The 20418-nt window shown below is 49.9% G+C and carries 15 protein-coding genes and 2 pseudogenes; 8 read left to right on the top strand and 9 right to left on the bottom strand.

Annotation, left to right across the window (positions count from 1 at the left end; all coding sequences use genetic code 11):
- The first annotated feature begins 34 nt into the window (after positions 1 to 34).
- Both BMZ14_RS04185 and thrC read left to right on the top strand, forming a co-directional pair.
- Positions 35 to 1351 (top strand): homoserine dehydrogenase, encoded by a 1317-nt coding sequence (locus BMZ14_RS04185; RefSeq protein WP_074795563.1) that lies wholly within the window; start codon positions 35 to 37, stop codon positions 1349 to 1351.
- A gap of 359 nt (positions 1352 to 1710) precedes the next feature.
- Positions 1711 to 3162, top strand: coding sequence for a threonine synthase (gene thrC, locus BMZ14_RS04180; RefSeq protein WP_074794970.1), 1452 nt, complete (start codon positions 1711 to 1713; stop codon positions 3160 to 3162).
- 123 nt (positions 3163 to 3285) lie between these two features.
- Here thrC and BMZ14_RS04175 read toward each other — a convergent pair whose 3' ends face one another.
- Both BMZ14_RS04175 and BMZ14_RS04170 read right to left on the bottom strand, forming a co-directional pair.
- A complete protein-coding gene (locus BMZ14_RS04175) occupies positions 3286 to 4221 on the bottom strand; it encodes a pyridoxal-phosphate dependent enzyme (protein ID WP_074794968.1) in 936 nt (311 codons plus the stop codon).
- 117 nt (positions 4222 to 4338) lie between these two features.
- Complete coding sequence (locus BMZ14_RS04170; RefSeq protein WP_256208366.1) at positions 4339 to 4737, bottom strand: hypothetical protein; 399 nt, start codon at positions 4735 to 4737, stop codon at positions 4339 to 4341.
- A 176-nt stretch (positions 4738 to 4913) separates the two neighbouring features.
- Between BMZ14_RS04170 and BMZ14_RS15675 the strand changes: the two are divergent.
- Positions 4914 to 5291, top strand: a pseudogene (locus BMZ14_RS15675) (DDE-type integrase/transposase/recombinase); the annotation flags it as partial.
- 61 nt (positions 5292 to 5352) lie between these two features.
- Here the strand turns inward: BMZ14_RS15675 and BMZ14_RS04150 are convergent.
- From BMZ14_RS04150 to BMZ14_RS04140, 3 genes are read right to left on the bottom strand one after another with little or no spacing between them, the layout of a single operon-like run.
- Entirely contained in the window at positions 5353 to 6924 is a 1572-nt protein-coding gene (locus BMZ14_RS04150) for an efflux transporter outer membrane subunit (protein WP_083396617.1), read from the bottom strand.
- The gene (locus BMZ14_RS04145; RefSeq protein WP_074794964.1) at positions 6908 to 10084 is read right to left on the bottom strand and encodes an efflux RND transporter permease subunit; all 3177 of its coding nucleotides are present in this window, start codon (positions 10082 to 10084) and stop codon (positions 6908 to 6910) included. Before BMZ14_RS04145 ends, BMZ14_RS04150 begins: the two co-directional genes overlap by 17 nt.
- 21 nt (positions 10085 to 10105) lie before the next feature.
- Positions 10106 to 11191 (bottom strand): efflux RND transporter periplasmic adaptor subunit, encoded by a 1086-nt coding sequence (locus tag BMZ14_RS04140; RefSeq protein ID WP_074794962.1) that lies wholly within the window; start codon positions 11189 to 11191, stop codon positions 10106 to 10108.
- A 257-nt stretch (positions 11192 to 11448) separates the two neighbouring features.
- On the opposite strand from BMZ14_RS04140, the pseudogene BMZ14_RS04135 reads away from it, so the two are divergent.
- From BMZ14_RS04135 to BMZ14_RS04115, 4 genes and pseudogenes are all read left to right on the top strand, one after another.
- A pseudogene (locus BMZ14_RS04135) lies at positions 11449 to 11652 on the top strand (IS6 family transposase); the annotation flags it as partial.
- Between the two features lie 510 nt (positions 11653 to 12162).
- A complete protein-coding gene (locus BMZ14_RS04125) occupies positions 12163 to 12666 on the top strand; it encodes a DUF3015 domain-containing protein (protein ID WP_074794959.1) in 504 nt (167 codons plus the stop codon).
- A gap of 68 nt (positions 12667 to 12734) precedes the next feature.
- A complete protein-coding gene (locus tag BMZ14_RS04120) occupies positions 12735 to 14648 on the top strand; it encodes an Lnb N-terminal periplasmic domain-containing protein (RefSeq protein WP_074794957.1) in 1914 nt (637 codons plus the stop codon).
- A 620-nt stretch (positions 14649 to 15268) separates the two neighbouring features.
- Positions 15269 to 16183 (top strand): mechanosensitive ion channel family protein, encoded by a 915-nt coding sequence (locus BMZ14_RS04115; RefSeq protein WP_074794955.1) that lies wholly within the window; start codon positions 15269 to 15271, stop codon positions 16181 to 16183.
- Positions 16184 to 16236: 53 nt separating this feature from the next.
- Here BMZ14_RS04115 and BMZ14_RS04110 read toward each other — a convergent pair whose 3' ends face one another.
- The 3 genes from BMZ14_RS04110 to BMZ14_RS04100 all read right to left on the bottom strand — a co-directional run bounded on the left by BMZ14_RS04110 (position 16237) and on the right by BMZ14_RS04100 (position 17995).
- Entirely contained in the window at positions 16237 to 16443 is a 207-nt protein-coding gene (locus BMZ14_RS04110; RefSeq protein WP_074794953.1) for a hypothetical protein, read from the bottom strand.
- An 83-nt stretch (positions 16444 to 16526) separates the two neighbouring features.
- The gene (locus BMZ14_RS04105; protein ID WP_074794951.1) at positions 16527 to 17678 is read right to left on the bottom strand and encodes a baeRF3 domain-containing protein; all 1152 of its coding nucleotides are present in this window, start codon (positions 17676 to 17678) and stop codon (positions 16527 to 16529) included.
- On the bottom strand, positions 17678 to 17995 hold the full coding sequence (locus BMZ14_RS04100) for an HPF/RaiA family ribosome-associated protein (RefSeq protein WP_074794949.1): 318 nt from the start codon (positions 17993 to 17995) through the stop codon (positions 17678 to 17680). Before BMZ14_RS04100 ends, BMZ14_RS04105 begins: the two co-directional genes overlap by 1 nt.
- A gap of 263 nt (positions 17996 to 18258) precedes the next feature.
- On the opposite strand from BMZ14_RS04100, the gene BMZ14_RS04095 reads away from it, so the two are divergent.
- Complete coding sequence (locus BMZ14_RS04095) at positions 18259 to 18675, top strand: hypothetical protein (RefSeq protein ID WP_083396615.1); 417 nt, start codon at positions 18259 to 18261, stop codon at positions 18673 to 18675.
- A 96-nt stretch (positions 18676 to 18771) separates the two neighbouring features.
- Here BMZ14_RS04095 and BMZ14_RS04090 read toward each other — a convergent pair whose 3' ends face one another.
- On the bottom strand, positions 18772 to 20160 hold the full coding sequence (locus tag BMZ14_RS04090; protein ID WP_074794948.1) for a radical SAM protein: 1389 nt from the start codon (positions 20158 to 20160) through the stop codon (positions 18772 to 18774).
- Positions 20161 to 20418: the final 258 nt, after the last annotated feature.

Here is a 20418-nt window from a genome sequence, read left to right as displayed (position 1 = left end):
GGATATCTCCGGAAACTTTGTTATTACGCAAGATATGAAACCTATCAACGTAGGGCTGTTAGGCATTGGCACTGTCGGCGGTGGCACTTTCGCGGTACTCAAACGCAATCAGGAGGAAATTACCCGGCGCGCGGGGCGCGGGATCGTCATCCGCATGATCGCCGATCGCGACGTGGAGAAAGCGCGTAACCTGGCTGCGGATGATGTCATCGTTACTGACGATGCAAATTCGGTGGTAACGAATCCCGATATCGATATTGTGGTCGAGCTGATCGGCGGCTCTACCATTGCCAGGGAGTTGACGCTGAAGGCCATCGAGAATGGCAAGCATGTCATTACGGCCAATAAGGCATTGCTTGCCTCGCATGGCACCGAAATTTTTGCCGCCGCGCAAAGGAAAGGGGTAATGGTCGCATTCGAGGCCGCTGTAGCAGGCGGCATTCCGATCATCAAAGCCTTGCGCGAAGGATTGGCCGCCAACCGGATCGAATGGATAGCCGGAATTATCAACGGTACGAGTAACTTCATCCTGTCGGAAATGCGTGACAAGGGGCTGACATTCGATACCGTGCTCAAGCAGGCGCAAAAGCTGGGTTATGCCGAAGCCGATCCCACTTTCGATATCGAGGGAATCGATGCTGCACACAAACTCACCATCATGGCGTCTATCGCGTTCGGGATTCCCATGCAGTTTGACAGGGCTTACACTGAGGGCATTACAAATCTGACTCGCGAAGATATTCGCTATGCCGAGGAGCTTGGCTACCGCATCAAGCTGCTTGGCATTACCCGGCGTACCAGCCGGGGAATCGAATTGCGCGTGCATCCCACGCTGATACCGGCGCGGCGGTTGATAGCCAACGTGGAAGGCGTCATGAACGCCATCGTGGTGAAAGGCGATGCGGTAGGCGCGACCTTGTACTATGGGGCCGGCGCTGGCGCCGAACCTACTGCAAGTTCGGTTGTGGCGGATCTGGTGGATGTAACTCGCATGCATACCGCCGATCCCAGGCACCGCGTTCCGCATCTTGCTTTCCAGCCTGACCTGCTATCCAATACCCCTATCCTCGCAATGCAGGAGGTGGAGACTTCATATTATCTCCGGTTGCGGGTGATCGACAAACCGGGTGCACTGGCTGATATCGCACGCGTACTTGCCGATCTGGGCATTTCTATCGAGGCGATGGTGCAGAAAGAGCCAAGCGAAGGGGAGGACCAGGTCGACATCATCATGCTTACTCATCTGGCGATGGAAAAAAACATTGATGCCGCTATTGCGAAAATCAAAAAACTGCCTTTGACGACCGGTAAAGTGACGCGCATCCGGCTGGAACACTTGAGTAGCAAATAGTCCGATAAACAATCCCCGATACATCTATTGATTCGGCCGGAGAACACTATGAATTCTCGTCATTCCGGGCTTGACCCGGAGCCCAGACCAAGCCAGCAATGGCGTACTCCGAACGTCCCTGGATACGGCTTTCGCCGGTATGACATTAGTACTGTTTGCTCGCCGAATCAATAATACACCTCAGTGGCAATTCAAAATTTCACGTGCAGGCTAGTTTGTTTGCCAACCGGCCGAAGTTGATGGCTCGGCTGGACGTCCACTGCCGCTTCGTTAGAACCTGGCTGGTGATAATGAGACATGTGGATTATTGGGGGTAGAAGTTTCATATAAAAGCGTTTTCTGGAATTCCTGGTAAGCATATGCGCTATATCTCTACTCGCGGCGGCATGCCGCCAAAAAAGTTTTCCAAAATTCTCCTCGGCGGGCTTGCGCCTGACGGCGGGTTGGCGATGCCTGAAGCTTATCCGAAGATCGATTTCAGGGAACTGGAAAAGCTGCGCGAGCTGAGTTACTCCGATCTGGCGTTCGAGATCATCTCGCATTTTGCGGACGACATTCCCGCACCCGATTTGCGCGACATCATCTCGCGGACCTATACCGCTGAATCATTTCAAAGCGACGAGATTACCCCCCTTAAAACCCTGGAGCCAGGGCTGCACGTTCTTGGATTGTCGAATGGGCCAACACTGGCGTTCAAGGATCTCGCCATGCAACTGCTGGGCAATTTGTTCGAGTACGTCCTCGAGAAAACGGGGGATAATCTTAATATACTCGGCGCTACTTCCGGCGATACGGGACCAAGCGCGGAATATGCCATGAGGGGTAAGCGCAGCATCAAGGTATTCATGCTTTCTCCGCAAGGGAAGATGAGCCGGTTTCAGACAGCGCAGATGTTTTCCTTGCAGGACCCCAACATTTTCAATATTGCCGTTCGCGGCGTGTTTGATGATTGCCAGGATATCGTCAAGGCGGTCAGCAACGATTATGCATTCAAGCAGAAATTTCGGATAGGCACCGTCAATTCGATAAACTGGGCACGCATCGCCGCGCAGATAGTCTATTACTTCAAAGGTTATTTTGCCGCTACCCGTTCAAGTTCGGAGCAGGTTTCCTTCGCCGTGCCGTCAGGGAATTTTGGCAATATTTGCGCGGGCCATATAGCGCGCATGATGGGGTTGCCGATCAGGAAGCTGATACTTGCTACCAATGAGAACGATGTGCTGGATGAGTTTTTCAGGACCGGAAGCTATCGGCCCCGGGCTACTGAAGAAACGTTGCACACCAGCAGCCCTTCCATGGATATCTCCAAAGCTTCCAATTTCGAGCGTTTCATTTTCGATCTGACGGGGCGGAACGCGGGCAGGGTAAAAGAATTGTGGCGAGCAGTGGAAAAGGGTGGAGACGGGACAGTGAATGGCGCCGGGAGCGGTGCTTTTGATCTGGCCGGCACGCCCTTGTGGGAGAAGGTGAAGGAATTTGGTCTTGTTTCAGGAACCAGCAATCACGCGGCGCGCATCGCCACCATACGCAGGATTCATGAGCAATATGGCGTTTTGGTGGACCCGCATACGGCCGATGGCCTGAAAGTGGGACTCGAATACCGCGAAGCGGGCATACCGTTAATCTGCCTGGAAACCGCACTCCCGGTTAAATTTTCCGATAGCATTATTGAAGCTGTCGGGGAAGAGCCCGCGCGTCCCGCAGGGTACGAGAATATTGAAAACCTGCCCCAGCGGTATGTCGTCATGAATGCCGACGCCGACGCAGTCAAAGCATTCATTACCGAGCAGGTTGAACAGAGGAATGCCTGAACAAGTCCCTCGAGTGGATTATTTACTGAGCTTCACCTTCTTTTGCCGTTATTTTCTTAAAACAGGCTATTGTTCTCACAAAACGTTTTTTCCCTTTTTCTCCCTGGAATGGGCACTGAATACTTAACATTCTGCTACGTCACATTCCACACGTGCCCACTCGACCAAATCATCGGCGGTAGAGCCAACGCCGCCGCATACGATAACCAAGACCGTTTTATATTCTGATAACGCTGCAACTTTTTCGTAAACTGCGGCGAGCGCAACGCCGCAAGCAGGCTCAACGACGACGTCATGATCCTGCAAAAACTGCAAAGAAGCAGAAACAGCCGATTTGTCAGACAACACGACGCTCTCGATATGGTGATTCCTGGAGTACGCCAGTGCTTGTTCACAAACAATGCGAGCTCCTAAAGTCGTCGCAATACTCGATATGTTCGCAAGCTCGACAAGGCATCCTGCATTTAACGATTTCCCGTAGGAGTCGGCCCCTTCCGTTTCAACAGCGATGACGGGCACGTCTGCCCATCCATTCTGCGTCAAACCTTCTATAACGCCGCAAAGGAGGCCGCCACCGCCGACTGAGAGCACGATTGCGTCAGGCTTCAGGCCAGCACGGAATATTTCATCAATCAGACTGGCATGACCTCTCCAGAGCAGGGGGTCATTGAAAGGATGTATATATGCATCGTCGGGTTGCATGAGTGATAGTGCAAACCGGTGCGCGTCATCCAGGGACTTCCCCTGGACTATTACTTCCGCATTCTCTGAACGCATCAAGTTTACAGCCCGTTTTGAAGCTGTCTCAGGTACCACGATAACTACAGGCAGCGAAAGGCGCCGTCCGGCAAAAGCAACTGCCAGCCCGGCATTACCACCCGATGATGCAATGAAACGTTTTGCTCCTTGCTTTACATATTCTTCGCAGGCGTAGCCGATTCCTCGAGTTTTGAAAGAGCCGGACGGTTGCGCAGACTCCATTTTCAGCCAAATGGATTGGCCTGTTTTACGGCTGATCGGAAGTGATTTGATTAGTGGTGTTTCAATATGTAGCGGCATTCAAAGAGATCTCCAACGAGATGCGAACAGTTAATCTGCGGCCAGTGCCGCAGATTCAGGTCTTACCGCTTCATCCAGTTCCGGTCTGGTTCACCGCTGCTCCTGGAGCAATCCGAATCAATGTGACACCGTCGAAGCAATATAATTGCGTTTCGCAAGTTGCGCCACCGTCCTGTGGTGAAAAGCAGTTTCGGCGGCTTTCTCTGCTGCACGCTTGTATCTTTGCACCAGGGCAATGGCATGCGCCTGCCGATCCAGTCCGTGTCTCTCGTAAAGGTAGCTTTTGTCCCCGTAATACTGGAGCTGTTTCTCGTGTTCCGCTGCTATTTCCAGCAGTTTCCTGGCCCGGTCTTCATACCGCCTGGCAAGGCCTTCGTGGTCGACAAAATGCGCGAGATTTTGTGAGGACACGCTCGTGTCGTCCTTCTTTGCGTCAATTACACCGGTCCCCGAGCAGGCCGCCAACAGGCCCAGCGTGGATATAGCCGCTACAAACTTCCTTATTTCACTTTTCATGACAGATGGCCTCCAATGAAATAGATGAAGTGAAAGCCGCTTCATCCTGATGCGGTCCATGTCAGAATTGTACTTGGTATTTCTATAAATAAAAGTCACGTGTTTTGATTGTAATCATAATGCTTTACTTATGTATCATGTACCTTAAGTCTGACTGCAGACCCCACGGCCGTTAGGTTCAGCATTACGCGCCGGAAATGGAAAGGCGCCTGAGGCGGTATTGGAAACCTTCCATGGGCTACAGTTGGCGGGTGGATGAAACCTACGTGAAAATAAGAGGGGTGTGGACGTATCTCTACCGGGACACTCGATAAAAAAGGCCATGCGATTGATTTCTATCTCTCCACTACTCGCAAGCTGATCATGGCAAGCTCAAACGCTTGTTAAACCCGGTACGGGGCTTTAAATCGATGAAAACAGCCTACGCCACCATCAAAGGTTTCGAGCTCATGCTGATGTTCAAGAAAGGACAGATGGACATTTGGAAATGGGGCCAAGGCCTCACAGGAGAAATCTGGCTCATTGAAAGGCAATTCCTTATCTACAGGACATAATCAATCAGATCACACGCATCGTTCTCTGGTTTGTCCTTTTTTTGCAACAAAGCCTTTTCCTTCAATCCTCTACCAGTTTTACGCTGAGCTCATCGATTTTCTTTGCCGCCTCCGTTTTGGATAGATTTTCATCCATTTTTTCGCCAGCCTCTTCACTTAACGCACTTAGATAAGATTTTTGCGCATCGGTCATCGGTTCATCCTGCCAACCGCCACCAAGTGATCTATAAAGATCCACCATTGCGTCAAATTTCTTTTGTTGCGTTTCAATTAGATCTTGTTTGGCATCCAGGGTATCCCTTTGTGTCAATAGCACATCCAGGTAGTCCGTACGAGCAGATTTGAATAGCTGGTTAGCGACATCGATTGATTGGACGAGCGCTTCCACCTGGCTTGTCTTGAGCTCATAGTTTTTTTTGAGCTTATCGATGTTTGAAATTTGATTCGCTACTTCCACATAAGCATTGATAATACTTTGCTCATACTCATAAGCTGCCTGAATTTGCCTGGCACTGGCGTTTTTATATTCGGCTCTGATAGCGTACCTATTGACCAGTGGAGCTACTAGCTCTCCGGCAACAGCGGCCGCCAATGATTGTGGGGAATTGAACAGGTACTTAACCGCGAAAGCTTCAAACCCTACCGCGGCGTTTATGCTAAAGGAGGGAAAGAAATTTGCCCTGGCCACCTTTATGTTTAATTCCGCTGCCGATAGCTCAAGCTCCGCTTGCTTGATATCAGGCCTGTTTTGTAGCAATTGCGACGGAATACCTGTCATGAGTACTTTGGGGTTTTGCTCCATAAAACCACTGGAAGCACGCTGGATAGGCTGCGGCGTTCTCCCTAACAGGAAGTTGATCCGGTTTTCAACAACCGTAATATCCTGTTTAATTTTGTATATGTTGCTCTTGTTTTTTGCCACTTCTGCTTCATAACGTCTGACCGCAAGTGCAGTTGTTCTTGCATACAGCAGAAGTTGTTTAACCATCTCCAACGCATTTTCCTGAATCCTGATATTTTGCTCTAAATTCTCAAGGTGGTTGTCCAGGGCAAGCAGTTCATAGTACGAATGAGCAACGTCAGCTACCAGGTTGGTCACTAAAAAATTTTGACCTTCTTTCGATGCCATGTACTCCAGCACAGCCACTTGTCTCGCATTCCTCAATCTTTTCCATATATCTACCTCCCAAGTTGAAAATAGCTCAAATCGAAAATCGCCAAGAAACGTAGGAAAGGCATGGCCGGCTAATGGCAGATGCTCTTCAAGAGCGCCCTTGCGCGTAAACTCGCCGACTTTGTCTCCGCCTGCGCCAGCACGAATACCTACAAATGGCAAATATTCGCCTCTACGCCTTTGGATTTCATTTTGTGCAATGGTGATGCGCTGCAGCATGATATTAATTTCTTTATTATTGGCCACAGCTATGTCTAGCAAATCTAATAAGGCAGGGTCATCGAAAAAATCCTTCCGCATGACAGTCGCCGTATTGGTCGTTTCCAAAACGCCCGGTTCAAAAGCAGCAGGAAGAGGGGCATCTGCTTTTTTGATTGCTACTTTAGGAATACAGCCCTGCAACATCAGCCCTGACACGACTAAAACCATAAGCCGAAATGTTTTATTTTTCATTGTCATCCGGGCCGTAGTGATAAATTTCGGCTAGAGGATCAAGGTCTTCACCTTGAATTAATTTTTTACCCTCTGCCATTTTCGCAAAAATATAATAAAGTCCTGGAATAACGATGACGCCAAACACGGTACCGGTAAGCATCCCACCCAGTGCTGAGGTACCAATCGTCCTGTTGCCGACCGCTCCAGCTCCCGTAGCCATCGCCAGGGGGATCAACCCGGCTATAAAGGCAAATGAAGTCATCAAAATCGGCCGAAAACGCTCTTTTGCGCCCGCAATAGCCGCTTCTCTGACCGTCATGCCTTCGACTTGCCTCTGGCTTGCAAACTCGACAATCAATACCGCGTTTTTGCCGAGCAAGCCAATTAACATCACCATTCCCAGTTGGGAATAGACATCATTGGCAAGCCCTAATCCTTTTAACAATAAAAAGGCACCGAAAATACCAGGGGGTAGCGAAAATAACACGACCAAGGGTAAGGCAAAGCTTTCGTATTGTGCGGCTAGCACCAGATAGACAAACAGGATAACGACGGCGAAGATCAGCAGTGCTTCATTGCCCCGGAGGGCTTCGTCGAATGTCAAGCCTTCCCAGGCAACTTCAAAACCTCGCGGCAAAGTGGCTTCCGCAACCTCTTCGATTGCCTTGATAGCTGCGCCAGTGGTATAACCGGGTGCGGGCTCGGCCCGGATCGCCGCAGTGTTATAGAGGTTATAACGCGTCAGCTCGTTGGGCCCCTGCTTTTTCACCATAGTCATGAAGGAAGAGTACGGCACCATTTCGCCTTTATCATTTTTCACAAAATATTTCAACACATCTTCAGGGGCTCGCCTGAATTCCGGCGCGGCCTGGGTGTAGACCTTAAAAAAGTTATTGAAGCGAATAAAGCCCTGTTCATAAGTACTGCCGATCATGATGTCCAGGTGATTCATTGCATCTTCGATGGTAACCCCCTTTTGCATGGCCAGCCTATTGTCGATGACCAGTTCGTATTGCGGATAATTGGCCGCATAAAAAGTGAACAAGCCGGTCAATTCCTTACGTTCACGCATCGCATCCATGAACTTTTTATTAAGTTCATCGAATTCGAAGTAATCCGTGTCTAACGTCTTATCCACCAAGCGAAACGCCAGACCCGATGCCGCACCGTATCCCGGCACTGCCGGCGGTTGAAAAAACTCGATGATTGCACCCAGGTCATGGGCTTTTTCCTCCAACTCGTGGATAACTTGATTTACCGAATGTTTACGTTCCGACCAATCTTTCAGGTTGATAACAACAGTCCCTGCATTTGATCCACGGCCTTCGGTGAGTACTTCGTAGCCGGCTAAGGAAGAAATCGATTGTACGCCTTCGATTTCTGCGGCCAGCATTTCCAGTTGACGTGCCACTTTGTTGGTCACTTCGATGGTTGACCCGGGCGGTGTCTGGATAATCGCATAAATCATGCCTTGATCTTCTCCGGGAATAAAGCCGGAAGGCAAGGTTTTATCGACCACGAAAATGCCGAAGCCAAACCCGGCCAATACCAAAAGCGTGACAATGCGCCGGGTGACCGTGACATTCAGCAATTTGATGTAGCGGCCGGTGACCTTTTCGAAAAAAGAGTTAAAGCCATCGATGAAAAAATTTATCGGGTTTTTCCGTTTCCGCTGGCCGTGAGTGTTTTTAAGAATCATGGCACACAGTACCGGGGTGAGCGATAAAGCCACAATTGCTGAAATAGTGATCGACGACGCCATAGTGATAGCGAACTGTCGATAAAATACCCCGACCGGTCCTGGCATAAACGCAAGAGGGACGAACACTGATACCATGACCAGCGTAATCGCTATAATGGCGCCACCGATTTCCTGCAACACTTTTCGCGAGGCTTCATAAGGGCTGCAATGCTCGGCTGCCATTTTTGCATGCACTGCCTCCACTACCACAATGGCATCATCGACAACAATACCAATAGCCAACACTAAGGCAAACAAGGTGATGAGGTTGATGGAAAGCCCGAACGCAGACATGACGGCAAATGCTCCGACCAGCGAAACCGGTACCGCGAGGACGGGAATCAGGGTAGAACGCCAGTCGCCAAGGAAAATGAAAACCACCAAGGAGACCAGAATGAAGGCTTCCACCAATGTGTGCAGCACTTGTTCGATGGACGCCTCAACGAAACGCGACACATCGTAATTGATTTCGTAGTCCATGCCCTCCGGGAAGGATTTTTTCAATTCTTCCAGTTTTTTCTTTACATTCTCTATGACTACTTGGGCATTAGTGCCGTAGTTTTGCTTCAGTATGATGGACGCGGAAGGGAATCCGTCCTTATCAGAGAAAATATTATAAAATTCGCTGTCCAGAGTGACCTTGGCAACGTCTTTAAGGCGCAGAATCTCGCCTGTTGGAGCAGCCCGGAGAATAATGTCCTCATATTCTTCCGGCTTGTTAAAGCGTCCTTTATAAACCAGCACATACTCTTTGGACTGGGCGAGCATGCCTGTGCTTTGACCCAGCCGACCAGGTCGTCCGATAATGCTTTGAGTCGCCAGTGCCTTCATCACCTCTTCTGACGAGACGCTATAGGCTCTCATCCGTTCCGGATTCATCCAAATCCGCATGGCATATTGGCGGGAACCCAATATGGTTGCTTGGGCAATTCCAGTAATGCGTTGAATCTCCGGAATAACATTGACATAGGCATAATTAAATAAAAGCTTCTGATCGGCGTCTTTGTCTTTGCTGAAGAGGTTGACATACATGAGCATGCTGGGCTGGACGAAGTTTACAATCACGCCTTCCAACTGCACCAGTACGGGTAGCCTGCTCATCATCTGATCCACGCGCGTCTTCACGTTAACCATCGCGATATTAGGATCGACGCCTAAATTGAAATATACTTGAATGGTCGCTTCGCCGGCGCTGGTTGCATCCGAGGTGATGTATCTCATACCAGGCACGCCATTGATAGCGCGTTCCAAGAGGATCAGGGACGATTTCACCAGTACCTCGGCGCTGGCACCGGGAAATGATACTGAAACCGTGACCCGGGGCGGTGCAATATCCGGAAACTGGGAAACGGGCAATGATTTCATTGCTAACAAGCCCATGAATATGAACAACAGCGACAACACGATCGCCAGCACAGGTCTTTTGAGAAAAATACCAAACATGGCTTAATCCTGACTAAAAGGTTACTCGGTATACAATTTCATCAACTCTGAGCGAACCTCTTGGGGTGGCTTTAAATCGATCATCACCTTCTCTCCAGGACTAACTTTGCGTATACCCTCGAGCAAAATCCTGTCGCCGTCATTCAGGCCAGTTTTAACAATAAACATGTGGGGCAGTTCGGCCTCTATATGGATAAGCCTTTGCTCCACTTTTTCTTCTTTGTTGACGACGTAGACATAGATTTTATCCATGATTTCGAACGTCGCTTTTTGAGGGATGAGCATGGCGTTTGGGTAAGGTACGGTCATTAGGATTGTTCCTGTCTGACCATGCCGGAGAACTCTGTCCGGGTTCTCGAACAAGGCACGAAACTGAATATTGCCGGAGGTATTATAGAAATCACCTACAATTGTCTCAATGACCCCCGTATGATTGTAAATTTCGCCATTTGCCATCCTTAACTGCACTGTTTCATTGGTCTTGCCTTTTTCGCGCCTTACAAAATCCAAATATTTAGCTTCCGGGACGTTGAAATAGACCCACAACTGGGCGATATCAGACAGCTCCGTCAACAGATCATCTTCATCAAGAAGGCTGCCGATCCTGACAGCCAAATGATCCGTAATCCCATCAAAAGGTGCTCTGATATCGGTGAACCCCAAGTGGGTTTTCGCCAAGTTCACCTGCGCGCTGGCCTTATCTAATTTTGCTTTAGCCAAAGCCAATTCATTGGCTGATACGATATTTTTCTCAGCCAAGGCCTTGGTATTGAGGTATTCGATGTTCATATTTTGCGCTTCGGCTTCCGCAGTTAGAAGTTCTGCCTCATAGACGTTGGGCATGATTTTGAACATGGGCTGTCCCTTTTTTACCCATTGCCCTTCGTCTACAAAAATATGGGTTAAGTAGCCCTTTTCCAAAGAGCGGACTTCAATATGTCTGATGGCACGAATCTGACAGACATAGGGTTCCAGGATGGAAGTGTCCTCACGGAATGGTGTGGTTGCCGCATATTTTGGCATTTCTTCATGTGTCTCGGTTTTTTGGCATCCACTCAATACCAGAGTGGCGATTAAGCCTAGAACGACGGATAATTTAGTGACCATTTTCATGCCGTTTAGGTTGGTTGAAACAGGTTAAACAGCGGCCTGGATTTGTCGTGGGTCGATCTGAATACCGCGCCTTGACTTTAGTCATTGTCTCTAGCCCGCCAGCTTTAGCTGGCGCTTGTTTAGTGATTTGTCATGATTGGTATAGCAGGATAAAAAGTGTATCCTGACGCCCAGAAAAGATTATCACATTGATTTTGTGACTTTTATGTGAACAGCTTGTAAGGGAATAGTGGCGTCATTTCCGTGGGGAGTTGATTTTGGGTTGTGTCAGGTGGTATTGCAAATACGGGATCAGCTATCGTGATCTGGAGGAAATGATGCTGGAACGTGGTCTTGATGTAGGTCATACGACGCTCTACCGTTGGGTTCAGCATTACGCGCCGGAAATGGAAAGGCGCCTGAGGTGGTATTGGAAACCTTCCATGGGCTACAGTTGGCGGGTGGATGAAACCTACGGTGCATCAGGAGAAAGTGCTTGACAGCTACGATGACTATCGTATTGGGCAGGTGGACAGCAACCTCTTGATTCAGGGCATGATGATGCATGAGTTTGCGCGCTGCGGCGCGAGCGAGCGCGTACCGAGGAACCTCCGGGCACATCCCGAGAGACTCCAGGCAGGAGTTCCCCCCTGTTCCTGCGGGTGCCTTGAGACTACTTTTGTGAGACTTATGGAGGTCCATTCCGCCAAAATTCGACGGATAAAGCGCAGTTGCTCAATTTGCACATTGTTCGTCAAAAGCAAAAACCGGAATATCCTGATAGAAGAGGCCGTAGGTCATTAAAACATCATAAATATTCCATTGACAACTTAAGGGACGTTAAGTACATTTACTTCGCTCTCGGAACGAAGTTATTTGTTTTTCCTGGGGCCTCTTTAATGTGTTTGACTTTGATGCTTAAAAAAAACAACTCTCAATATTCGAGCTTGTTCAATTAAATTTTAGCAACTTCTATGGAGGGCAACATGGGATATCGTCTGATTGCAGCAGCTTCTTTTTTACTGCTTCCAGCTTCTGTTTTTGCTGCTGGGTATGGTGCGGCGGGTTGTGGGCTAGGTTCAGAGGTCATGGGATCAAAACCCGGGGCCTCACAGATATTCGCTGCAACTACTAATGGAACTTCCGGCAATCAAACTTTCGGGATCACTTCCGGAACCTCAAATTGTGGTGATCATGGTCTGTTGAAGACGAGCAAGGAGCGTGAAGTATTTGCAAAAGAGAATTACACCAGCCTGGTTAAAGAAATGGCGCAAGGAAAAGGTGAAAATCTTTATACCTTGGCGAGCATGTATCAATGTCCCGCAGCCACCCATCAAGAATTCGGATCGATGGTGCAGTCGAAGTTTGACAATTTAGTGGCGAGCGATCAAACAACCTCTGCAGAGTTACTGAGCAAGCTCGAAAGTCAATTAACCAGTCATCCTACCCTTGCTAAATCGTGTGACATCAAAGTGTCTGCATTGAATTAAAAAAATAAGCGGATATAGGTTTTACCTATATCCGCTTTAATACCGTTAGCTCCCCCTATCGTTCACTCGTGCCGTATGCTTGCGCTCTCGCCGCGCTACTTCTCTCCCTTTATTTCTCACCTGCAACTGCTCATTCCCAAGGCCCCCGCACCGCCGATTATCTAGGCGAGCTACAGCTTCAAGCCCGACAAAAAAAGTTGGCCGATGCCCGGATATGGCATCTACTTCTCAAGTACAAAAAAGAATTATTCGGTTTTACGAGTGAAGCGGACGGAATGGATTTTTTCAATTCTCCGCAGGGAAAGACTGATCCAGAGTCAGAGCTGGAAGCGACCCTTGCCAGCTTTTTCATGCCCTTATCCGCTGTTGCCGAAGGCAAAGAGCACCCTCAATGCAACTTTGCGGCGCGATTCAAGTGGTTGAATCACGAACTGGCCTTCGATCGCAATCGCCTCGAAATACAAGAATGTGATCGGCTCAACCGCTGGATGCAAACTTTAGCGCCAGTCGGAGCAACGTTGGTGTTCGCCTCTTACTTCATGAACAACCCTGCCTCTATGTTTGGCCATACCCTGCTGCGAATTGATAGCCGGAGAACAGGCAAGGGAAATAATTTAATAAACTATGGCGCCAACTATGCGGCGGTTCCCGATACGGAGAATGGGTTCCTCTACGCAGTGAAGGGTTTAATAGGTTCATTTCCAGGACGCTTCGCGATTTTCCCCTATTACACGAAGGTGCAGGAATATAACAACTGGGAAAGCCGGGATCTTTGGGAATATGAGCTTGAGTTTACCGAAGATCAGTTGAACACGATGCTTCTGCATTTGTGGGAACTGGGCGGTACTTACTTTGATTATTATTATTTCCAGGAAAATTGCTCATATCACGTGCTTTCCTTGCTAGAGATTGCCAATCCCGATCTAAGATTAAAAGATTCTTTTTTCTTCAGCGTGATACCTACTGATACGGTAAAAATTGCAATGGCTCAGGAGGGGCTGGTAAAACAGACCGTGTATCGGCCTTCAGTGCTTAGCCAAATGAACGATAAGCGACTCAGGATGGACAATGATGAGAAGCAGATATTAAAAAGCATGGTTAAAGGGGAAGTGACAGCAGATAGCCCAATTTTTGAAAACCTCCTCCCTCAATCGCAAGCTCTATTGTTGAATGCTTATATGGACTATTTGCAGTATTGGAGCATGCAAGAAAAGAGCAGCAATGAAGTAAAAATTCCACGCGCCGTTTTATTGGCTAGAAGCCGCTTGCCAGTTGCTGGTGATGAGGATACTAAAATTACCGGTTTTTCCAGTCGGCCAGACCAAGGCCATGGGACGGACCGATTTCAATTCGGAATTGGCCATAACGAGCGCGAGCCTTTCCTCGAGTTTGCTTATCGCCCGGCATATCACGACCTGATGGCCAAGGACGTCGGATATGATAAAAATTCAGAAATTATTTTCATGGACTTCAAACTCCGCTATTACCTGGAATCCGAACGGGTACGACTGGATCAGGCAAAGCTTCTCTCAATCACTTCACTCAATCCCTACGATTCCCTGTTTGCCAAACCTTCCTGGCGAGCAGAATTGGCAATAGACACGCTTAGAGATCGAAACTGCAACTATTGCAATTCTTTCAAAGGTACGTATGGGAGAGGTATTTCCTATCGGCCGGATTTTTTCTCCCCCTTGCTGCTATATACCTTTGCTGATCTAAAAGCGGAGTTTTCCGATCACCTGAAACAAAATTTTCGATTAGGTGGCGATGCTGAAGTGGGAATGTACTTCGACGCGACAGAAAACTTAAGAATTAAATTGGCAGGGAGCTACCAGGTTTTTCTCCTCGGTGAAAGCAAGCGTTTCTTCACCAGTCATCTCATTACTCGCTATGCGTTTTCACAAGATCTGGATCTAAGGCTGGAGTTGAACCGCTACGACCAGAATAACGAGGGAATATTATCATTCAATTATTTCTTCTAGAATCATCCTGGCTGGATCCGGTCTCCCTCCATGGATTGTAACTATAACGTTTTGTATGTATCACGCCCTTAATCCTTTTTCGCTTCCGTCCGCCAGGCTTCTCCCTGCTCTTCCCGGCGTTTGGTATCGATTCCAAGTTGCGCCAGAAAATTGATATCGTTGCTTACTTTTGCTGCTCGAGCTTTATAGAAAAGGCAGGGTTTGAGGAGCAAGACCGGCCTCGTTAGAGTTGTTTTATCTCTGTTTTTTGGGCGGCTTCAAAATTGGCGCTTGTCCAGGTCGCGACGGCTGTGCGTATGACTTGGGCTGGTGCAATACCGCAAAAGCTGGGATACTAGACTTCGCTCTTTCGGCTCGGCTGGAAAGCGCTCTGTCAATTGAAACTTGAAAACAGGTGTTATCGCCCTGTTTTTCTTCCCTGGTGTTCGCTCCCGCCACCTTTGTATCATCCCGGCAAACATGCTTTCAAGGCCTGAAAGCCATCAATAAGAGGGCACAAAATGCAGCTACGCGGATATAGCAAAAAACCAATATTGAAAGAGCCTCTGGAAGAAAGAGAAGCTATAAAAAACTGGAATCAAGAAATGAACTGTTTCTGAGGACATTGATGGAGAGTAGCGATGAATAAGGACTTTGTAGATACGGCACTACTATTGTGGGCGCAGATCGGCGGTCTTGTAACGGCCACACTGCGAATTGTATTGATTGTCATATTGGCATGGGGCTTGATCTTTCTGCTGCACCGCGCCATTCGTACCTTCAGCAATCGCATTGCGGTCCGCTTTGACGATCCCGAGATGGTCAAGCGGGCCGAAACGCTGGGCCGCGTGTTCCGTTATCTGGCCCTGGTGGTAGTATCAGTGATCGCCGGCATGCTGATATTGGGCGAACTGGGGATTTCCGTGGCGCCTATCCTGGGTGCCGCGGGCGTAGTGGGCCTGGCTGTCGGTTTTGGCGCGCAAAGCCTGGTAAAAGACTATTTCACCGGTTTGTTCATCCTGCTGGAGAATCAGATTCGCGAGGGGGATGTCGTCAAACTGGGCGAGCATGCCGGCTTCGTCGAGGTGGTGACGCTGCGCTATGTGCAACTGCGTGACTACGATGGCAACGTGCATTTCGTGCCAAACAGTCAAATTAACACCGTGGTCAACCTTGCGCGGGGCTTCTCGCAGTCGGTCATCGATGTTGGAGTGGCGTACCGCGAGAACACCGATGAGGTAATGGAGATAATGCGCGAGGTGGGCCGTAAAATGCGGGAAGATCCGATATACTCATTGCTTATACTCGAGGACCTCGAAATGGCGGGAGTTGACAGCTGGGCGGACTCGGCCGTAATGATCCGCTGCCGCTTCAAGGTCAAGCCGCTCGAGCAGTGGTCGGTTCGCCGTGAATATCTACGCCGTCTGAAACACGTGTTCGATGCGAATGGCATTGAGATTCCGTTTCCCCACATTACCGTATATGCGGGGGAGGATAAACAGGGGAAATCACCCGCGCTGCCCCTGCGGCTGCTGCGCACGAAGGCAGCTCCCTGACCCAGACCCGCCTCACTGTGTTTCGGTGAATGGCTGCCAAGGCGAGAGCGGCGTCAATGACCTTGCTCATCGACCCAAGTCCGGGCCTTTGCACTGGCGGCTTCATGCGCTTTGTTTTCATCATCCACCGGCTCTGCAAAGCTTTCGTACGCAACTGCGCCCTTGTCGTCGAGAATGCGGAACCGGCCGTTCCAGAGTTTGGTTGCATCGTCACGCTCCGGCCAGGCGGTAATCCGGTACCCCTTGTATTCATCGTTCATGGCGTCCTCCATTTTTGCAGATGAGCGATAACGGGAGAGGCCGAAGGGATTCCATGATGCGGCTCATCCCCTTCAAATTCAGCCTAGAACCGGAAGCTGGCGGCTGCTCCTGTTTTGGCCGGCATCTCGGAGGATGGCACAACGACGACCTCTCCCCCCCTTCTCAGCACCTGTTCTGCCATGTCGTCCAGCAGGTCGTCAACTTCGGGGCGCTCCATCTCGCTATGCATGACGCTGCCCGTTGCCTGGTCTACCCGCCCGGGTATGTGCCGCCCCGCTTCCACCAATAGGAATTCGATTCGACCCTGGATGGCTGCCTCGGCTATCGTTTCAATTTGGTCGAACCCCAATCCCTTTGATTTCGCATCAAGGAATTCACTGGTCAGTTTTTTCAGCCGTACCCGGAATTCGGGTTCCATAATCTCCCATGCCTTCTCTCGCAATTGGTCTATTGTGAGCGCCCCGGGGTCCATCTCGATTCCGTTCGGCACAAGGAAATTATTGTGGCTGACTTCCCGGAACAGGTGGTGGTACTGCGGCAGCGCCGCAAGAATGAGCTTCAATCCTGATGGACGCGAATGCTTTTCCAGAATGCTGCGATCCACCGACCGAAAAAATCGCTCGTCATCAATATCCAGTTCATCTTTCCGGGAACCGTGGGCATGGCGCATCGATGATCCCAAGGCCGTGCCTCCGTAGGATGAAACAGTTTGATGTGGCTCCGTCAATTCCGGCCCCAACGCCGCGGTGATCGTTCCGGGAACATCATCGGTTAATTCGATTTCATCCAGAACGTGCCGGTTACCCTCGAAGAGCTTAATCTCCCGTCTGTTCAGGCTAAGCACCTGATACCGGTCTATGGACTGCATAATGCGAAGCATTGGCTTGACGTGGAAACTGTCTGCTACCACAGCCAATTCCGGCACTGGTCGCTGAAGTTTGAAGGCGCGAAACAGGTTTGAGTTGCCCATAACTGCAAGACCGTCCTCAGTATGATTCCAGAAGCTGGCATCATCAGCCAGTTTTTGGAATGGGCCCAGGATATCCTCGGTCCGTTTTGACGAGTATTTTAGCCGGAGGGATTCCTCCAACACCTTGAGCTGATTCCGATACCGTATGGGATCTTGCTGATTCTCCGGATGCCGCCGGTGGGTGGGTTGATACAGGGATACGCAAGGGGGATCCTGATCCGCCAGGAACAAGGTAAGGTCATCGCGAGTGAGAGAATTCGACATCAGGTTCTGCTCCTTGCGCGGCCAAACTGGTTCTCAAGTGCCGTCTTCAGTTTTTCGGCTGCCCCTTTGATCGCGTCTTCCACGTTGGCCGCTGAATTGGTGACTGCCATCGGATCGAGTCCGGCCGGACGCGCCTCCATTAGACATCGTTTGTCCCGAGCCCCGGACTTGTCGTTGTTCACATCGCTCAAGTGAACCTCGACACGGGTGATTTGAGCTTCGAACCGGTCCAATATCCTGGTTACGGTCGATTCAACACGCCGTGAAAGTTCACTATCCATCTCTACGCTGCTACCACTGTTTATCTGAACCTGCATTATGCCTCCACTTGCTTTTGAGCATCGTTTACCCACTAAAGCATAGCAAAGGATGATTTTTTTGCAATGTTGGGGCTATTGCCACCATTAGAGTAAAAACCCAATCTGGATTTCAAGCTTGGAAGCCACTATCCAGAAAAATTTCTGCCTGAAGAGAGAACTCCATTGACTCAAGGAGGTCTTCACATTAAGATAACAAAGACTTCACACTTTCTTCACATTTCGATGTACTGAAAGTGTGCCATTTCAATGAAGGAGAAAGGATGATGAAAAAAGGGAGATTTCTCGGCATTTCCTATGTGCTGGGGATGATGGGGACGCTGTTGACCGTCTGGTTTTCATCCATAGAGGCTGCCGAATATGCAGGTGCTGATGCAGGGATCCACAGTGCTGTTACCTTAAGTAATCATGAAGCCATGGCAAGGTTTCACGAGGATGCCGCCATGGAAATGGAAGTCAAGGTGCAGGAGCAGAAACGGCTGCTTGAGCAGTACCAGGCTAAAAGCTATCTCTACGGCAGGCAAGCCCAGGATTTGCAAGGACACACCCATGCGCTGACACGGACATACGACAAGGCAGCGAAGGCTCATACCAGAGAAGCTGCATTGCATCGGGAAAGGTCGATAAAACTTGCTGAAGAAACCTTTTGCAACTTTCCGGAAAAGACCGGGCGCTGTTGAGGCCGGTTAAGTCATGTTAAGGCATTTTAGGGTCACGACGCATTTTTGGTACTTCGGATACCCTTTGCCTTTTGCGTTAATTTTATCGATGAACCGTTATCTATCAGTTTTTCTCAGCCGCAGGGCCTTTATTCTGGACCGGCCTTTGAGGCGCTTGGTTGCCAAGGTTGGAAGAGAACCGATAGCAACCTCCAGCGGTTCATGCGTGGTCCGTGCCAGAACCGGATCCCAGAACTGGTCCGTCTCGCGCCTATAAAGCCGTATTGGCTGAAAAATGTAGTTATCCCGTTTGGCGTTGTGCATGCACATCGATAGCGGGCCCTCCGATGTCATTACTTTGAAAACGCATGCACTGACTCGGTCCTCATCTAATCGCTTCGAATCCATAAAGTTGTGCATCACGAACGAGAGGGTATGAACATGCCCATGTGCGCGCAACAGATCGCCTTTCATCTGCCATGCTTTTCGGGCCACCCGATGCAGCAATGGCCACCATTGAGTCGGGTTGAATGCGAGCCAGCGTGCGAACGCCTTCACCGAGGCGCTGGGGTTCGCGCGGTCCAGCTTGATATCAGCGGTTGCTGCCTGCACGCGCGCGATTAGATCAGAGTCATCAAATGCATCGTAGAGCGACCCATTAGCTTCCAGGCACATTCCGTAGCGGCTGCAGGAGGGATGCCCAACCAGGGACGCGTCGAAGCGGATCGAGGTACCCGCCCCCAACTCTATCTGACGTGCCAAAGTTTCCTGAGTGATGCGCGCTCCGCGTTCACGCTGAACACCGCGGCCAGTATCGGCTTGAAGTTGAAACGAGGCTGTGCGAACCGAGGCAGCGTTGGCTGCGAAGAAGCGGACTACATCTGGAATCTCGTCGAAATTGTTATCGTGTACGGTCGTGTTGAACATGATAGATAGACCTAGCCCGCTCGCGCGGTCAATGAACTTACGGCGCAACACGTTGAGTTCGATCTCCGTGCGAAAACCTTTGATCTGCTGCGTTGTATCGACGTGAAACGCGACGTCCATAAGTCCTGCGCTCGCTAGTTGTCGAAGGAGCGACCGGGTCGCTCGCAGCCCGTTTGTCATCAGTGTCGGACGCAGGCCGAGCGACCGCACCTTGCGGACTATTGCCAGGAGTTCGTCATGCTTGCGCAGCGTGGGTTCCCCTCCCGTGATTTGAACATCGGTGTTTGATCCGAAGTGGGCACGAATCAGGTCGATGCGCCGGAAAATCTCTTCGATCGGAATATCCTGAACCGCTTCGGAGTTTTCCGAGAGGTAGCACAAGGTGCAGTCCAGATTGCAGCGTTGGGTAATCTCCAGCGCCACACAACCGATTGTCCAGCGTTGCCCGGATTGTTGATTCGGCCCAGCTAAATTCAAGCGAGCCAATGTCCGGGTCACGCGGTCCATGGCCTTGGCATTCGATGACGGCAACCGGTCGGGCGAGTACCGGGCGATTGCTTCAGGTGTCATATAACCCATAGGTCCCTCCTTGACAAGAATTCAGGGCATTTCCTATTGGAGTACCTGCTCCAAGTTTAATTCATCGTTGGCGTACTGCTTAAACTTGAAGATGCCGGGGGTCAGCTTGAGATACTGATTGACGCTCAGGGGGAAAAATGCAAGGCGGCGATATGATCGGCTTGGCCGCCTGATTACCGCTTTCGCGGGAATGACGATTTGGAGCAATTAAAGTCAACACATGGGGACGGTTCACGCATAAATACAACCGCTGGTTTA

The sequence above is a fragment of the Nitrosospira briensis genome (assembly GCF_900115125.1).
GTDB lineage: Bacteria > Pseudomonadota > Gammaproteobacteria > Burkholderiales > Nitrosomonadaceae > Nitrosospira > Nitrosospira briensis_A.
Note: the sequence above shows the minus strand (reverse complement) of the source record. Positions and strands in the feature narration are given on the sequence as shown.

Excerpts from the sequence above, each read along its gene's own strand:
- BMZ14_RS04185 (WP_074795563.1), top strand. The coding sequence starts at position 35 with ATGAAACCTATCAACGTAGGGCTGTTAGGCATTGGCACTGTCGGCGGT.
- thrC (WP_074794970.1), top strand. The coding sequence starts at position 1,711 with ATGCGCTATATCTCTACTCGCGGCGGCATGCCGCCAAAAAAGTTTTCC.
- BMZ14_RS04175 (WP_074794968.1), bottom strand. The coding sequence starts at position 4,221 with ATGCCGCTACATATTGAAACACCACTAATCAAATCACTTCCGATCAGC.
- BMZ14_RS04170 (WP_256208366.1), bottom strand. The coding sequence starts at position 4,737 with ATGAAAAGTGAAATAAGGAAGTTTGTAGCGGCTATATCCACGCTGGGC.
- BMZ14_RS04150 (WP_083396617.1), bottom strand. The coding sequence starts at position 6,924 with ATGACAATGAAAAATAAAACATTTCGGCTTATGGTTTTAGTCGTGTCA.
- BMZ14_RS04145 (WP_074794964.1), bottom strand. The coding sequence starts at position 10,084 with ATGTTTGGTATTTTTCTCAAAAGACCTGTGCTGGCGATCGTGTTGTCG.
- BMZ14_RS04140 (WP_074794962.1), bottom strand. The coding sequence starts at position 11,191 with ATGGTCACTAAATTATCCGTCGTTCTAGGCTTAATCGCCACTCTGGTA.
- BMZ14_RS04125 (WP_074794959.1), top strand. The coding sequence starts at position 12,163 with ATGGGATATCGTCTGATTGCAGCAGCTTCTTTTTTACTGCTTCCAGCT.
- BMZ14_RS04115 (WP_074794955.1), top strand. The coding sequence starts at position 15,269 with ATGAATAAGGACTTTGTAGATACGGCACTACTATTGTGGGCGCAGATC.
- BMZ14_RS04110 (WP_074794953.1), bottom strand. The coding sequence starts at position 16,443 with ATGAACGATGAATACAAGGGGTACCGGATTACCGCCTGGCCGGAGCGT.
- BMZ14_RS04105 (WP_074794951.1), bottom strand. The coding sequence starts at position 17,678 with ATGTCGAATTCTCTCACTCGCGATGACCTTACCTTGTTCCTGGCGGAT.
- BMZ14_RS04100 (WP_074794949.1), bottom strand. The coding sequence starts at position 17,995 with ATGCAGGTTCAGATAAACAGTGGTAGCAGCGTAGAGATGGATAGTGAA.
- BMZ14_RS04095 (WP_083396615.1), top strand. The coding sequence starts at position 18,259 with ATGATGAAAAAAGGGAGATTTCTCGGCATTTCCTATGTGCTGGGGATG.
- BMZ14_RS04090 (WP_074794948.1), bottom strand. The coding sequence starts at position 20,160 with ATGGGTTATATGACACCTGAAGCAATCGCCCGGTACTCGCCCGACCGG.